Origin of the sequence: Candidatus Agathobaculum pullicola, from assembly GCF_052117205.1 — a bacterium.
Classification (GTDB): Bacteria; Bacillota; Clostridia; order Oscillospirales; family Butyricicoccaceae; genus Agathobaculum; species Agathobaculum pullicola.
In genome coordinates this window covers 1-13734 of the sequence record NZ_JBQKJP010000006.1, presented here as the reverse complement: position 1 = coordinate 13734, position 13734 = coordinate 1, and the positions used below count along the sequence as shown (strand labels likewise).

Below are 13734 nucleotides of genomic sequence, written 5' to 3'. Positions count from 1 at the left end.
GCGTTTCCGCGCGCCATTCCCCCAACGAAAGCGGAGGAGGCAACATGCCCAAACAATTTTTAGAGGCCGGAAAAATTGTCGGCACGCACGGCGTGCGCGGCGACCTGAAGGTGCAGAGCTGGTGCGACAGCCCCGAGGTGCTCTGCGACTTCGACACCCTGTATCTGGACGAGCAAACCCCAGTGGCTGTGGAAAAGGCGCAGGTGCATAAGAACGTCGTACTGATGCACCTGAAAGGCATTGACACGGTCGAAGCCGCCGAGGCCCTGCGCGGCCGCGTGCTGCATCTTGACCGGGAGGACGTGGAGTTGCCGGACGATTTGGTGTTCATTCAGGACATTCTCGGCTTTACCGTACACGACCGCCGCACGAACAGCGAGGTCGGCAAACTGCACGATGTGCTGACCACCAATCCGGCACACGATATGTATGAAATCAAGACTGCCGCGGGCCGTCTGGTCTATGTACCGGCCGCCAAGCCCTTTTTACAGGAGATCGACATGCAGGCAAGCGTGATCTATATTCAAAGCATCGAGGGATTGCTGGAATGAAAATCGATATCATGACGCTGTTTCCCGAGATGATCGACGCGGTCATGCGGGAGAGCATCATCGGCCGCGCGCAGGAAAAGGGGCTGGTCGAGGTGCGCGCCACCAACATCCGCGACTATGCGCTCGACAAGCACCACAAGGCGGACGACGCGCCCTACGGCGGTGGCCGCGGACAGGTCATGCTGGCCGAGCCGCTCTATCTGTGCCATGAGGCCCTGTGTGCAGGCAGCCATGTGCACACGGTGTTCCTGTCCGCGCAAGGGAAGCCGTTCGATCAGGCCAAGGCGCGCGAATTACTGGCGCACGAGCATATCATTCTGGTCTGCGGACATTACGAAGGCATCGACCAGCGATTTATTGACGCCTGCGTGGATGAGGAAATTTCCATTGGCGACTTCGTGTTGACCGGCGGCGAAATCCCCGCGATGGCGGTCGCGGATGCGGTGTGCCGCATGGTGCCGGGCGTGCTGCCCGACGAAGAGGCGTTCACCGCCGAAAGCCACTGGGACGGGCTGCTTGAGCATCCGCAGTACACCCGACCGGAAAATTGGCGCGGCCGCGCCGTGCCAGAGGTGCTGCTCTCCGGCCATCATGCCAACATCGAGGCGTGGCGACGGGAAATGAGCCTGCGCCGCACCAAGGCCGACCGCCCCGACCTATACGCGCATTTTGTCCCGCGCGACAAGCAGGACAAAAAAATCCTCGACAAAATCGAAAAGCCGGACGGCTGAACCGTCCGGCTTTTTCTTTGCCTTACAGTATGTAGACCTGCGTGGTCTCGTACACCTCGTATACCTTTTTGAGCGTCGCCATCTCGGTACCCGCAAGGCGACTGCACGCACGCGCGGTCGCCACCGCATAGCGCGCCATCTCATCAAACTTGAGCTTGTTGTTCATCGAGTTTGCAATCGCGCCGACCATGGCGTCGCCCGTGCCGACCGAGCCTTCGTCGTAAATCTTCGGGTTGGTGTTGACGTACAGCGCCTCAGATTCGTCCTTGGAAACCAGCACCGCCCCCTCCTGGCTCATCGAAACGCACACCGCGCGTGCGCCCATCTCGAGCATCTTGCGCGCGGAAACCACGACCACCTCAGGGTCGGCGGAGGGCTTGTCACCCACGGCCTCAGCCAGCTCGAAAATGTTGGGTTTGACAAAGTCCGGCTCACATTTGAGCGCTTCGAGCAAAAGCTCGCCCTGCGCGTCGATAACCAGCTTACAGCCGCGCTTTTTGATGAGCTTGCACAGTTTGCGATAGTTCTTCAGCGGGAATTCCGGCGGAGTGGAGCCGGTCAAAACGAAAATGTTTCCCTCATGCAGGTACATTTCCATGCGGTCGAGCAGACGCAGAAAGTCCGCATCCTCAATTTTGCTGCCGGGTTCATTGACCTCGGTGTGCCCGCCCTGTGCGTCAATAATCTGGGTGTTGACACGCATCTGACCCGAAATATCAACAAAATCATGATGAATATCGCCGGATGTCAGCATATCCTTGACGATACGGCCGTTTGTGCCGCCGCAGAAGCCCAGCGCAACGCTGTTGCCGCCGAGCGCCTTGATTGCGCGCGATACATTGATGCCCTTTCCGCCGGGTTCCAGATAACTGGATACCGCACGATTGAGCTTGCCGACTGCCAGCGGATTCTCAATCCGCAAAGTGCGGTCCAACGCGGCGTTAAGCGTTATCGTGATAATCATGGGGCGCCCCTCCTGTTGTATCTTTTCCTCTTGCTTTTTATTTTACCGAATCGCGCGCGTAATGTAAATGCTTTTTGTAAAGTTTCATGCAAAAGCTCTGCGCGCGCCCTCTCAAAATCCCTGCTGTACCAATTCCTGCACAAGCCGCACATAAAAGCCGCGTACATCAAAGCCACAATCCACGCCTTGCGCGTCCACCAGCTGCTGATGGCTGACACCCACAAGCGTGCCGCGGTACCGTCCCCAGCGGGCAGACCGCGGTGTTACCAGCCCGTCGCTGTCGCCATGCGTGGGATAAAACAAGGCATGCGTCAGACGCATCGCGGCATCCGTATTGTTTTTGCCCAGCCGCGCGCCCCAGCTTTGGTAGTAAACGCAGTTCGCATCCGGATGCGTGCGGTTAAACGTGTCCAGATAGGCAGGCGTAAGCTGCTGACCCGCGCGCAGCGTATCCGGTTTTTTATCGCCGCCGCGCCGCCACCATGCGTCGTTGCCGCGTGCCCAGACCGCAATGCCCGGCCGTGCATACAGCAGCAGCTCAGCCACACGCGAACCGTGGTTAGGGGTGGACAGCATTGTCAGCGACGCGACATATTTGCCGTACCCCATCGCTGAAATCAGATGACGAGCTTCCAGCCCGCCCTTGGAGTGCGCGATGATGTTAATACGTCCACAGCCGTACAAGCGCAGCATATTGCGTACCGTTTCGGCCAGCTGTGCCGCACCGGTTTCGATGCTGCCCCAAGCGTCCTGTCCGCCGAAGCAGACCTGCGCGCCATGTGCGCGCAGCACATCGGGCACACGCCCCCACGGCACGTACAGCCCGCCGTGCTCGGTGACACCCAAGCCATGCGCGAGCAGGATGGGGTAACGGGTTTTGCAGTCCGGTTTCCGGCTCATTTGTGGTATTTGCCCCCCGCGGCAATGTTCAGCGCGCGGTACAGCTGCTCGAGCACCATCACGCGCGCAAGATGGTGCGGGAAGGTCATAGGCGACATGGACAGCCGCAGTCCGGCCCGCGCTTTGATCCGGTCGGACAGTCCGCACGACCCGCCGATTACCAGACACAGGCGGCTTGTACCGCTCACGGTCAGGCGGCCGAGGTAGTCCGCCAGCTGCTCGGAGGACATTTCTTTCCCCTCCACGCATAGCGCAATCACCGCCGCGCCCTGCGGGATTTTATCCGCAATGAGCGCCGCCTCCTTGTCCAGTGCCTGCCGGGTTTCCCCCTCCGATGGCGTCTGCGGCAGACGCTGCTCGGGCAGTTCTACCATTTCCAATTTACAATATGCGCCGAGGCGCTTGACATATTCCTGTACGGCCTGCGCCCAGAATTTTTCTCCGAGCTTACCCACGCAAATCAGCCGGACAGCGAGCATATCGTTTCCTCCCCAAACAAAACCGGCGTTTCCATGTGCTCGCGCGGCGCAACCTGCACCGCGCAGTCCGGCAGGCCGTGCAGCGCGCTCACCGTCTGCTGCAGGGCGAGCGCCGGCATGTTGTTCTTTTCGCTCAGGTGCGCCAATACCAGATTGCGCGTGCCATGCCGCACCAAATCGGCCGCGAACACCGCGCAGTCCGGATTGGAGAGGTGTCCCGCCGGGCCTGCCACGCGCATCTTGAGCGGATACGGATACGGGCCTGCCTGCAGCATGTGCGGGTCATGGTTGCTCTCCAGCACGACCGTCTCACATCCGCGCAGCAGGTCTGCCGCCTCCCGGGGCACAAAGCCCAGATCAGTGGCAAACCCGAAACGATGGCTGCCGTGTTCCAATATGTAACCGACGCTGTCCGCCGCGTCATGCGGCGTAGCAAAGGTTGCAATGTCCACATTGCGCACCCAGAAGCCCTCTCCACTGTCAAACTCATTCAAGCGGTCGGCACAGGACGGGTCTTTTTCCGCCAGCGCCTCGGCCGTGCCGCGCGAAGCGAACACGGGTGCTTTCGCCTTTTTTAGAAACATCGGCAAGCCCTTGACATGGTCGATATGCTCATGTGTGAGCAGCACGGCGGAAACATCGTCCAAGCCGAGACCGATTCCGGCCAGTGCTGTGGTGATCTTGCGCAGAGACACGCCCAAATCAATCAGAATTGCTGTCCCGTCCGCCATGTACAGGCCGCAATTACCCGACGACCCACTTGCAATGCTGTAATAATACCGCTTTGCCAATGCTGAAACTCCTTTGCTTTCCAAAACAGCGGAGAGGTTGCCCCCTCCGCTGTATATGTTCCTTTTTTACGCGCGCTCAGCCGCACCCATGGAATCCGGAATCTCGGAGCGGTACATATCCGCACCCAGCGCCACGAATTTCTCCACCAGCGTCTCATAGCCGCGCTCGATATTCTGCACCTGCTCAACCTCGGTCACGCCCTTGGCCGCAAGGCCCGCGATAACCATGGCTGCGCCCGCACGTAGGTCATGTGCGCGCACCGGTGCGCCTTTGAATTCCTCCACGCCCTCAATCACCGCAATCTTGCCGTCGACATGGATGTTCGCACCCATGCGCGCCAACTCCTCGGTATAGCGGTAACGGCTATCCCACACGCCTTCGGTGATGATGCTCGTGCCTTCCGCAAGGCACAGCGCGGTCGTCATCTGCGGCTGCATATCGGTCGGAAAGCCCGGATAAGGCATGGTTTTGATGTTGGTTTTGGTCAGCTTGCCCTCGCGGCGCACCAGCACCGCATCGTCAAACTCGGTCACCTCAACGCTCATCTCCTTGAGCTTTGCCGTAATGCACTCGAGGTGCTTCGGGATAACGTTCTTCACCAGCACCGAACCGCCGCAGGCCGCGACCGCCGCCATAAACGTACCGGCTTCGATCTGGTCGGGAATGATGGAATAGGTACCGCCGTGCAGACGCTCGACGCCGCGAATCTTAATGACGTCCGTACCTGCGCCCTTGACATTTGCACCCATCGCATTGAGGAAATTCGCCAAATCGACGATATGCGGCTCCTTGGCACAGTTTTCCATGACGGTCTGGCCCTTGGCCAGTACTGCCGCGAGCATGATGTTCATGGTCGCGCCGACAGACACCACGTCAAAATAGATATGTGCGCCGTGCAGGCCCTCTTCAGGGGCCTCGGCGCGGATATATCCGCCCTTGGGCAATGTGACTCTGGCGCCCAGCGCTTCAAAGCCCTTGATATGCTGGTCAATCGGACGCACACCGCCAAAATTGCAGCCGCCCGGCATAGCGACCTCGGCATAGCCGTATTTACCCAGCAGCACGCCGAGCAAATAGTAGGAGGCGCGCAGCTTGCGCTCCAGCTCATGCGGCTTGAGGCTGGGATGCTGTGTATTCTGGATTTCCACCGTTGTTGCGTTGAGCAGCCGGATCTGCGTACCCAATTCACGCATGATCTCCAGCTGCAGCGTCACATCAATAATCTTGGGCACATTCTCAATGCGAACCGGGCCGTCCGCCAGCAGCGCTGCCGGGACGATCGCAACCGCCGCGTTCTTTGCGCCGGAGATCATGACCTCTCCATTGAGCGTTTTACCGCCGTTGATTACATATTTGGTCAAACCTACCTACTCCTCACTATTGCAATACGCGTAACCGCCGCGTGAACTGTCTTGCTACTGTATTCTATGACCGGACGCACACATGCGTGCACCCGCAAATTTTCTCACCAATCTATTGTACCACAATTTTTGATAAAGGAAAGATTTTTTTCAATTTTCCTGGTCTACAATCGTTTTTTTGGCACAATCCACCAAATATTCGCCCGAATCCGTCGTAATCTTCCAAGTTGGCGTAAGCTGTAGACGGCGATTGCTGTCCATCTCCATACGATAGCCGGCTGTCATTGCGTCAATCCTCCCGACCTCCTGCGCCCGCGCGGCAAATTCAAGCAGCGCATCCGCCGCATTGCAGGATACGCCGCTGCCCCGCACGGTGGTATACGGCGTGCCAAAGCTCCATAAGCCGGTTACGGCAACACCGCCGTTCTCATCGAATCGCAGGGTCAACTGGCGGTTATGCACCGGCTGCCCCGCGACCGTGCCGGTCAGGGTTACCATTCGGCCATCTGCGCAAAATGATTCATCCTCCGCCTGCAAGCCCCAGTCGGAGAGCAGCCGACGCGTCAGGCGCAGCGCCGCAGATGCCTCGTCGGGCACATCTGCACCGGTCAAACATTCCGCCCGCACCGTACCGTCCGCGTGCCACTCGACCTTGCCGCTCTCGTTTTGGAACAGCACTGTGCCGTCCTCCTGCTCGGTGCGCTCGAGCTCCTCACCCAGCATCGCCTGCGCCACCGCTTCCTCATCCGCGCGGCTTCGGTCAATCGACAGTATGGGCAGCACCTTATCCTTGGGCAGGCGGAAACTGTCATCCAGCTGCCTGCCGTATTCCTGCGTCAGCGTGCGCAGATCGGTTTCCAATTCTTCGCTTCTTTGATAATTCTGCCATATCTTCGCGCCAAAATTGCCGACAAGAAACAGGTTGACCACCAGCAAAATCACAATCAGCACATTTTTTACTTTATCCCATTGCAAGCGGCCTCACCTCCTGTCAGTCGTTGCCTTTCCAATAAAAGCGTGCAGGGACATAGCCTTTGTCGCCCTGTGCGCGATACGCGACCATCAGGCCGCTCGCCTCTCCCATCGCGCCCGCGGCCGCCTGCCTTGCAGGCAGGACGATGCGGTTTGTATCCTGCGAGGCAAAACGCTGCAGGCGAACCGTTGCGGAAACCAGCGCGCCGCCCTCAAACGTGAAGGTGGCGAAGTCATTTTCGCCCAGCACCGGCACACCGCCGTACATCTGTAAAAAGACCAGTGTTGTCTGCCCGTTTTGCTGTCCGGCCGCATACAGGGACGCATGTGCATTGGTCTCGCCCACGCGCAGCGCCGCATCCAGAATCAGCCGGGCGCAGTCCATTTGCGCGTCAAGCGCGGACTGTCCGCCAACCTCGCCCTCCTCATACGCGTGCACCGCGGTATTTTCCGCGGAAGCAGCATATTGCAGCAAACCCGCAGCGCTCACGCGCAGCGTGCTGACATTATCCACAAACACACGCACCTGATCGTTCTGCTCGGTATAAAAATCCGCGTATGCTGTAAATCCGAACGCTTGCAGCAATGCCTCCAAGCCGGTACCGTTCTGTGTAGAAAACAGGTCGATTGGCTCGTTGCTCAGCAGCGGCAAGGACAGGACTTCGCTGTCAAACAGCAGCGTTTCCGGATACACCGCATACGCCTCGCCTGAAAACTTACAGGACATGCCGCGGAAAGCATCCTGCGCGCTTTCCAGCACGTTTTTATCCGCTTTTGCCGCTGCCGCATACAGTGCGCCATCCGAAGTGCGCACAAACAGGCGCTCCACGCCCGCCGCGTAGACCAGTGTCTCCACATATATGTCGCTGCCATCCTTCCATGTGCCGCCCATCCAGCCCGCGACCGCGCCCAGCGGAATCGCGCCGTGATAGCGCAATTCGGCACAGTCGCCCGCGCGCAGCGCCGCGTTCAGTTCATCCGCTCCGGCAGAAACCAGTTCATCGCCCGTCAGCACCTGCGCCCATAGGTCGCGCACAGCGACGACCGCCGCATCCATATCCGTCACGTTATACTGCACGCCGTACAGCTGCCCGTCCACCGTCAGCGCAAGCTGTACCGGTTCTGCTGCGGCTACGCCCGACGAGCGCAGCTCATAGCCCACCGCGCCGCCGAACAGATGGTCGTGCGCACGCCGCATCAGGCTGTCCGCCGGCATCTGCGCCACATTCAGCCCAGTCAGCCAGTTGGCCGCGCACAGCGTCAGCAGCAGCACCACCAGCACGATGAGCGACACATTTTTCGCCGTGTTTTTAACCGAACGCTGCGCGCCTCTCATACCGGCCCCTCCTCCCTGTTCGGGGTCAGGTTGGTCGGGAGGGTGATGGTCACGGTCGTGCCCTTGCCATACTCACTGGCCAGCGCAATCTTGCCCTCATGCTGCTCGACAATCTCCTTGGCGATTGCCAGACCGAGGCCCGTGCCGCCGGCCGCGCGGCTGCGCGCCTTATCCACACGATAAAAACGCTCAAACAGGCGCGGCACGTCGGCCGCCGGAATGCCCACGCCGTCATCCTGTACTGTAATGCGCACGCGGTTTTCCGCCGGCACGCAGGCCGACAGACGGATATGTCCCCCTGACGGCGTATACTTGACCGCGTTGGACAGGATGTTGACGACCACCTGCTCGATACGCTCGCGGTCGCCCACAATGGACGGCAGCGTATCCGGTGCGTCTACAACCATCTCGTGACCGTTGTCCTGCACGGTCAATTTCATCGCGTTTGCCACCTTTTGGAGCAGTTCAGACAGCGAAAAGCGCGTCATACGCAGCTCCATCCGGCCATAATCCAGCTTAGACAGCGTCAACAGGTCGGTCACGATGCGCGCCATGCGCTCAGACTCGCTCGAAATAACGCCCAGGAACTGCTTTTCCGTGTCAATCGGAATATCTCCCGCAGCATCCAGCAGCGTTTCGGTATAGGAACGGATGTTGGTCAGCGGTGTGCGCAGCTCGTGCGACACGTTGGCGACAAATTCGCGCCGCGCATCGTCCAGACGGCGCTGCTCGGTGATGTCATGGATGACCGCGATGACGCCGCCCTCTCCGTCAAGCGCGCCGTATGGCGCGAGCGTGACCGACAGCACGCGGTCGCGCCGCGTGATCTCGCTGGTCAGGAAACTGCGCATAGCCGTCTCGTCCGATCCCAGCATATCTAAATCGGCAAACATTTCATCGAAGGTCAGATGATCCTCCATGCGCACGCCCAGCAGGTTTTCGGTTGCCGGGTTCATATGGATGAGGCGCCCCTCGGTCGTAAAGGCGGCGACACCGTCTGTCATATGCAGGAACAGCGTGCTCAGCTTATCGCGTTCGCCCTGTACCTCGCCTACCGTACTTTTGAGCCGCCGTGCCATGTAGTTGAATGAGCGCGTCAGCTCGCCAATCTCGTCGGATGACTGCACGCCCAAATCCTGATCGAAATTTCCCTCCGCAATCGACCGCGCGCCTTCGGTGATGCGCTCAATCGGGGTGGTGATGGTTTTACTGAGCAAAAAGGACAGCAGAATCGCTGCGAGCAGGCCGAACATCATCGCCTGCATGACAATCTGGAAAAAGCGCCATGACAGATCGGAAATCTCGCTTTTATCGTCCGTGATGTATACGATATAGTCCACGCCGCCATCCCCTTCCTTGTCGATGGGCACGGCAATATCCATGGTGCTGTCGGACACGGACGAGCGCGCGCCAAGCTCACCGGCCATTGCGGCAACGATGTTGCTTGTCCGGGTCAGCGTAATGTTCGGGTTGGAGCCTTCCAGATACCGTCCCTCAGCATCCAGAATATAATAATTGCGATAATCGTCGATCCCCAGCGCGCTTTCCCGCGCTTCAATCACGGTCTGCAAGCCGGGCGCACCCTGCTCGGCCGCCGCATCCTTGAGGGAATCCATTGTGCTCGACTGGTTGAACACGTTTTGCATCTGCTCATAGAAGCTGTCCAGATAAAACGTGTTGACGCTGTTGATGAGGAACGTGCCCACCACTGCCATGACCGATATGATCATCAGCACCAGAATCAGCACCAGCTTCATGTGTAAGGAACGAAACAAACAAACACCTCCGGCGTGCTCAGCGCAGCCGCGCCGTTTTTTCTGTATTCCGTGCACAGGACACGGCTTCACTGGTCATTCGTCGCTGAAATAATAACCCATGCCGCGCTTGGTCATGATGTAGCGCGGACTGGCGGGCTGATCTTCGACCTTTTCACGCAGGCGGCGAATCGCCACGTCGACCGCGCGCAGGTCGCCGTAATAATCATAGCCCCAGACCTGCTCCATCAGCTCCTCGCGCGAAAACACGCGGCCGGGCGCGGCGGACAGAAAGCACAGAATATCAAATTCGCGCGCGGACAGCTCGAGCGCCCGCCCATTTTTGTACACCATGCCGTTATCGCGCGAAATGCGCAGTCCGCCGCCCGACGGCACGGCAGGCTTTTCCCGCTCCTCTCCGGACAGCGTGCGCCGCATGTTCGCCTTGACGCGCGCCATCAGCTCGCGCATGGAAAACGGCTTGGTGATGTAGTCGTCTGCGCCCAGCTCCAAGCCGAGCACTTTGTCGGTCTCCTCCTCGCGGGCGGTCAGCATGATAATCGGGGTATCCTGCTTGTCGCGAATATGCCCAAGCACTTCAAAACCGTCCATCGAGGGCAGCATTACATCCAGTAAAATCAAATCGGGTGTCTGCTCCAGTGCGGCCCGCAGACCGTCTGCACCGTCATAGGCGACCAGCGTATCATATCCTTCTCGCTGGAGGTTAAACACCAGAATGTCCGCGATTGCCTTTTCGTCCTCAACGACCAGAATTTTTTTCTTCTCCATAATTGCCTCCTTCCCAAGCGAGGAACAGGTGCTGTTTTCAGTCAATACAGCCCCTTGAGTTTGGCACGGTACAGTGCGACCACGGTTTTGGCGTCTCGAATCTCGTCGCGCTCGACCATGGCCTCCACCTCGGCCAGCGGCAGCCGCACCAGTTCGACAAATTCATCCTCATCCGGCTGCATTTCGCCTTCCGTCAGGTCGAGCGCGGCAAACAGGTGCACGACCTCGGTCAGAAAACCGGGCGACGGGTAGACACACCCGAGCGGCACCAGACGCGCCGCCGTGCAGCCGGTTTCCTCCTTCAGCTCGCGCGCACCGCAGTCTGCGATGCTCTCCCCTTCGCCATGGTCCAGCTTGCCTGCCGGAATTTCCAGCAGCTCCGTATCATACGGATAGCGGAACTGCCGCACCAGAATCACATTGCCATCCCGGTCAATCGGCAGCACGCCCACGCCGCCGACATGCTCACACACCTCGCGCAGTGCGGTCTTTCCGTTGGGGAGCAGCGCCTCGTCCAGCCGTGCCTTCATGATTTTTCCTTCAAAAAAATATCGATGGGAAAGCTGTTTTTCCCGCATATCCATTGTATTATTCCTCTTTTCTACGGCGTGCCGAAGCAGCGCAGCACATAGGCGGTCTCGGGCGGCACCGAAATATGCACGCCATGGCTGTCCGCATCCTCAAATCCTTCTCCGGTCATCACATCCACCGCGTAAACCGCCTGCACGCAGGTGCGAATATGATGATGGCCGCGGTTGATGACCACCATCAGGCGGGAGGTGTCGCTCACACGCTCATATTGCAGCAGCGCGCCGTGACAGCGCACGAAATGCAGCTCGCCATCCGCCAGCGTATTGCTGTCCGCACGCAGCGTGCACAGACGGCGATAAAACGCGAGCAGCTCCCGGTCCTCCTGTCCCCACGGATACGTCCGGCGGTTAAACGGGTCCTCAAACCCCTGTCGGCCCGCCTCGTCGCCATAATAAATGGTGGGAGACCCCGGTATAGTGAACTGGATGACCGCCGCCAGACGCAGCTTGCGCAGCGCGGTGGCCAGCCGGTCGGGCGGCAGCTGATAGTGCGCGCGCCCGTCACGGTCCATCTTCCACTCCTCGTCGGTCACACCCAGCAGCGTCAGCGCGCGCGCCGTATCATGCGTTCCGATGATGTTCATCAGATTATAAAATACATCTCGGGGATAATTTTCACGGATACATTCTATGCTTTCGGCAAAATGCTCCGCTGTGCCGCCGTTTAAAAACGATAAAATCGCGTCGCGCAGCGGATAGTTCATCACGCTGTCCAGCTCACCGCCCTGAAAATACCTGCGACGCTCGGAATAGGCGATTTTGTTGGAAGCATCCTCCCAAACCTCACCGATGACCAGTGCATCCGGCTTTTCCCGCTTGGCTGCGGCATTGAGTTTCTCAATAAACGCATCAGGCAGCTCGTCGGCCACGTCCAGCCGCCAGCCGGACGCGCCCAGCCGCAGCCAGCGACGCACGACGCTGTCCTCGCTTTCGATGATATAGTCAAGATAGCTTTCGTCCATCTCGCGCACCTGCGGCAGCGTGTAGATCCCCCACCACGAGCCATATTTGTCCGGCCATTCCTGAAAATCGTACCAGCGATAATAGGGTGAATCCTTGGATTGGTGTGCCCCGACACTGTTATACCGGCCGCGCGCGTTGAAATAGCGGCTGTCATAACCGGTATGATTGAACACGCCGTCCAGCACCACGCGCATGCCGCGCGCCGCGGCCTGCTCACACAGCGTACGGAAATCCTCCTCGCTGCCGAACAGTGGGTCGATACGCTTATAATCGCCCGTGTCATACCGGTGATTGGAATACGCCTGAAATATCGGATTGAAATAAATGGTGGTCACATGCAGGCTTTCCAGATAGTCCAGCTTGCTGATGATCCCGCGCAGCGTACCGCCAAAGAAGTCATTATTGAGAATTTCACCGTTCTCATTGGGCTGATAAACCGGAATATCGTCCCAGTTTTCGTGCAGCACGCGCGGCGCAACCCCTTCCCCTTCGGGCTGGACGGGCATTTTCTCCCGGCAGAAGCGGTCGGGGAAGATGTTATAGGTGATGCCCCGTCCAAACCAGCGCGGCGTCTGATAGTTCGGGTCATATACGGTCAACTGATATTTGTCCCCCAGGGTATCGATAATCTCCGCCCGTCCGGCATAGCCGCGTGCGCAGTATCGTGGGCCGTCCGCAGTATCCATGGTAAAATAGTACCAATACAGGCCCGGATGCGGCGGCGTAAAGCTGGTTGTATAGTGATCCCGCGCACCGGCAAGGCCGTACCAACGCATTGGGAATGCCTCCGGCTCCTTGCCGTCCTCCTCCACCCACAGGGTGATATGTTCGGTACCGTGTTCGCGCTTAGGATAGGTGGAAAACGCAACCGTCTGCCCGGCGGGCACCGCGCCATACGGCGCTTTGCAGGCCAGACTGCGGGAGTGAAACACACAATCGGGAATGGTATTCAAATAATTTCCCCCAAACATAAAAACTCTTTATACAGTATAGCACGAACTGTCCGCAAGGTAAACAAAAAACGGCTTTTCCGAACCGTTGTTGGAGTACAATACATCCTGGACAGTTGAATAAAAAAGGATGAAGGATAGGGCCTCATCGGTTAAAGTTGAGTTGCGACACTTAACTTGACGAGAGGGGGCCATATCCTTCATGAGCAAGAGTATAACACAGGACATGGCATACAGGCAATCCTTGATGAAATACGCAGAGAAATACGGTGTGAGCCGTGCCAGCCGGAAGTACAACAAGAGTCGGTCGTACATCTACTTCTGGAAGGCTCGATGGGATGGCACGGTGAAATCCCTGGCCTGTCAGTCCAGACGTCCCCATAGCCATCCAAATCAGCATACGGAGACAGAACTGAAACTGATTCGGGATATGCGCCGCCGCAATCCAGATCTGGGCATGGTGGAGCTGTGGCATCGGCTGCGGCTACGGGGTTATACCCGACGTCCGGAGAGCTTGTTCCGAGTCATGCGCAAACTAGGGCTATTTCCTGCTGTTTCAAAGAAAAAAGTGTATAAACCAAAGCCTTACGAGCAGATGACCT

The 13734-nt window shown here is 58.5% G+C and carries 13 protein-coding genes and 1 pseudogene; 3 read left to right on the top strand and 11 right to left on the bottom strand.

The genetic code is table 11. The features are described 5' to 3' along the window. Nucleotides 1-44: 44 nt before the first annotated feature. Together rimM and trmD are read left to right on the top strand one after the other, a co-directional pair. On the top strand, nt 45-551 hold the full coding sequence (gene rimM, locus ACTQ3V_RS03765) for a ribosome maturation factor RimM (RefSeq protein ID WP_441466332.1): 507 nt from the start codon (nt 45-47) through the stop codon (nt 549-551). Next, nucleotides 548-1282 carry a tRNA (guanosine(37)-N1)-methyltransferase TrmD gene (gene trmD, locus ACTQ3V_RS03760; RefSeq protein WP_441466331.1) on the top strand — a complete coding sequence of 245 codons (735 nt, stop codon included), beginning with the start codon at nt 548-550 and terminating at the stop codon, nt 1280-1282. The genes rimM and trmD overlap by 4 nt, the downstream gene beginning before the upstream one ends. A 22-nt stretch (nt 1283-1304) precedes the next feature. On the opposite strand, the gene ACTQ3V_RS03755 is transcribed toward trmD, so the two are convergent. The 11 genes from ACTQ3V_RS03755 to ACTQ3V_RS03705 form a co-directional block, all read right to left on the bottom strand. Further along, a complete protein-coding gene (locus tag ACTQ3V_RS03755; RefSeq protein WP_441466330.1) occupies nt 1305-2246 on the bottom strand; it encodes a 1-phosphofructokinase family hexose kinase in 942 nt (313 codons plus the stop codon). A 111-nt stretch (nt 2247-2357) separates the two neighbouring features. After that, the gene (locus ACTQ3V_RS03750) at nt 2358-3146 is read right to left on the bottom strand and encodes an esterase/lipase family protein (RefSeq protein ID WP_441466329.1); all 789 of its coding nucleotides are present in this window, start codon (nt 3144-3146) and stop codon (nt 2358-2360) included. Then, on the bottom strand, nt 3143-3625 hold the full coding sequence (gene rlmH, locus ACTQ3V_RS03745; protein WP_441466328.1) for a 23S rRNA (pseudouridine(1915)-N(3))-methyltransferase RlmH: 483 nt from the start codon (nt 3623-3625) through the stop codon (nt 3143-3145). Before rlmH ends, ACTQ3V_RS03750 begins: the two co-directional genes overlap by 4 nt. Then, complete coding sequence (locus ACTQ3V_RS03740; RefSeq protein ID WP_441466327.1) at nt 3607-4416, bottom strand: MBL fold metallo-hydrolase; 810 nt, start codon at nt 4414-4416, stop codon at nt 3607-3609. The genes rlmH and ACTQ3V_RS03740 overlap by 19 nt, the downstream gene beginning before the upstream one ends. 66 nt (nt 4417-4482) lie before the next feature. Then, nucleotides 4483-5778: a UDP-N-acetylglucosamine 1-carboxyvinyltransferase gene (gene murA / locus ACTQ3V_RS03735; RefSeq protein ID WP_441466326.1), complete on the bottom strand. Its 1296-nt coding sequence runs from the start codon at nt 5776-5778 to the stop codon at nt 4483-4485. Between the two features lie 150 nt (nt 5779-5928). Then, nucleotides 5929-6753 carry a two-component system regulatory protein YycI gene (locus tag ACTQ3V_RS03730; RefSeq protein ID WP_441466325.1) on the bottom strand — a complete coding sequence of 275 codons (825 nt, stop codon included), beginning with the start codon at nt 6751-6753 and terminating at the stop codon, nt 5929-5931. A 16-nt stretch (nt 6754-6769) separates the two neighbouring features. Beyond that, a complete protein-coding gene (locus tag ACTQ3V_RS03725; RefSeq protein ID WP_441466324.1) occupies nt 6770-8086 on the bottom strand; it encodes a hypothetical protein in 1317 nt (438 codons plus the stop codon). Continuing rightward, entirely contained in the window at nt 8083-9861 is a 1779-nt protein-coding gene (locus ACTQ3V_RS03720) for an ATP-binding protein (protein WP_441466323.1), read from the bottom strand. The genes ACTQ3V_RS03725 and ACTQ3V_RS03720 overlap by 4 nt, the downstream gene beginning before the upstream one ends. Nucleotides 9862-9936: 75 nt before the next feature. Beyond that, on the bottom strand, nt 9937-10629 hold the full coding sequence (locus tag ACTQ3V_RS03715; protein ID WP_441466322.1) for a response regulator: 693 nt from the start codon (nt 10627-10629) through the stop codon (nt 9937-9939). Between the two features lie 41 nt (nt 10630-10670). Then, nucleotides 10671-11213, bottom strand: a complete 543-nt coding sequence (locus ACTQ3V_RS03710) for an NUDIX hydrolase (RefSeq protein ID WP_441466321.1) — start codon at nt 11211-11213, stop codon at nt 10671-10673. A gap of 17 nt (nt 11214-11230) precedes the next feature. After that, nucleotides 11231-13135, bottom strand: coding sequence for a glycoside hydrolase family 13 protein (locus ACTQ3V_RS03705; RefSeq protein WP_441466320.1), 1905 nt, complete (start codon nt 13133-13135; stop codon nt 11231-11233). A 199-nt stretch (nt 13136-13334) separates the two neighbouring features. Here ACTQ3V_RS03705 and ACTQ3V_RS03700 point away from each other — a divergent pair. After that, nucleotides 13335-13734: pseudogene (locus tag ACTQ3V_RS03700) on the top strand (IS481 family transposase); the annotation flags it as partial.

Coding starts and splice junctions, on each gene's coding strand:
- rimM (WP_441466332.1), top strand. CDS start 45: ATGCCCAAACAATTTTTAGAGGCCGGAAAAATTGTCGGCACGCACGGC.
- trmD (WP_441466331.1), top strand. CDS start 548: ATGAAAATCGATATCATGACGCTGTTTCCCGAGATGATCGACGCGGTC.
- ACTQ3V_RS03755 (WP_441466330.1), bottom strand. CDS start 2,246: ATGATTATCACGATAACGCTTAACGCCGCGTTGGACCGCACTTTGCGG.
- ACTQ3V_RS03750 (WP_441466329.1), bottom strand. CDS start 3,146: ATGAGCCGGAAACCGGACTGCAAAACCCGTTACCCCATCCTGCTCGCG.
- rlmH (WP_441466328.1), bottom strand. CDS start 3,625: ATGCTCGCTGTCCGGCTGATTTGCGTGGGTAAGCTCGGAGAAAAATTC.
- ACTQ3V_RS03725 (WP_441466324.1), bottom strand. CDS start 8,086: ATGAGAGGCGCGCAGCGTTCGGTTAAAAACACGGCGAAAAATGTGTCG.
- ACTQ3V_RS03715 (WP_441466322.1), bottom strand. CDS start 10,629: ATGGAGAAGAAAAAAATTCTGGTCGTTGAGGACGAAAAGGCAATCGCG.
- ACTQ3V_RS03710 (WP_441466321.1), bottom strand. CDS start 11,213: ATGGATATGCGGGAAAAACAGCTTTCCCATCGATATTTTTTTGAAGGA.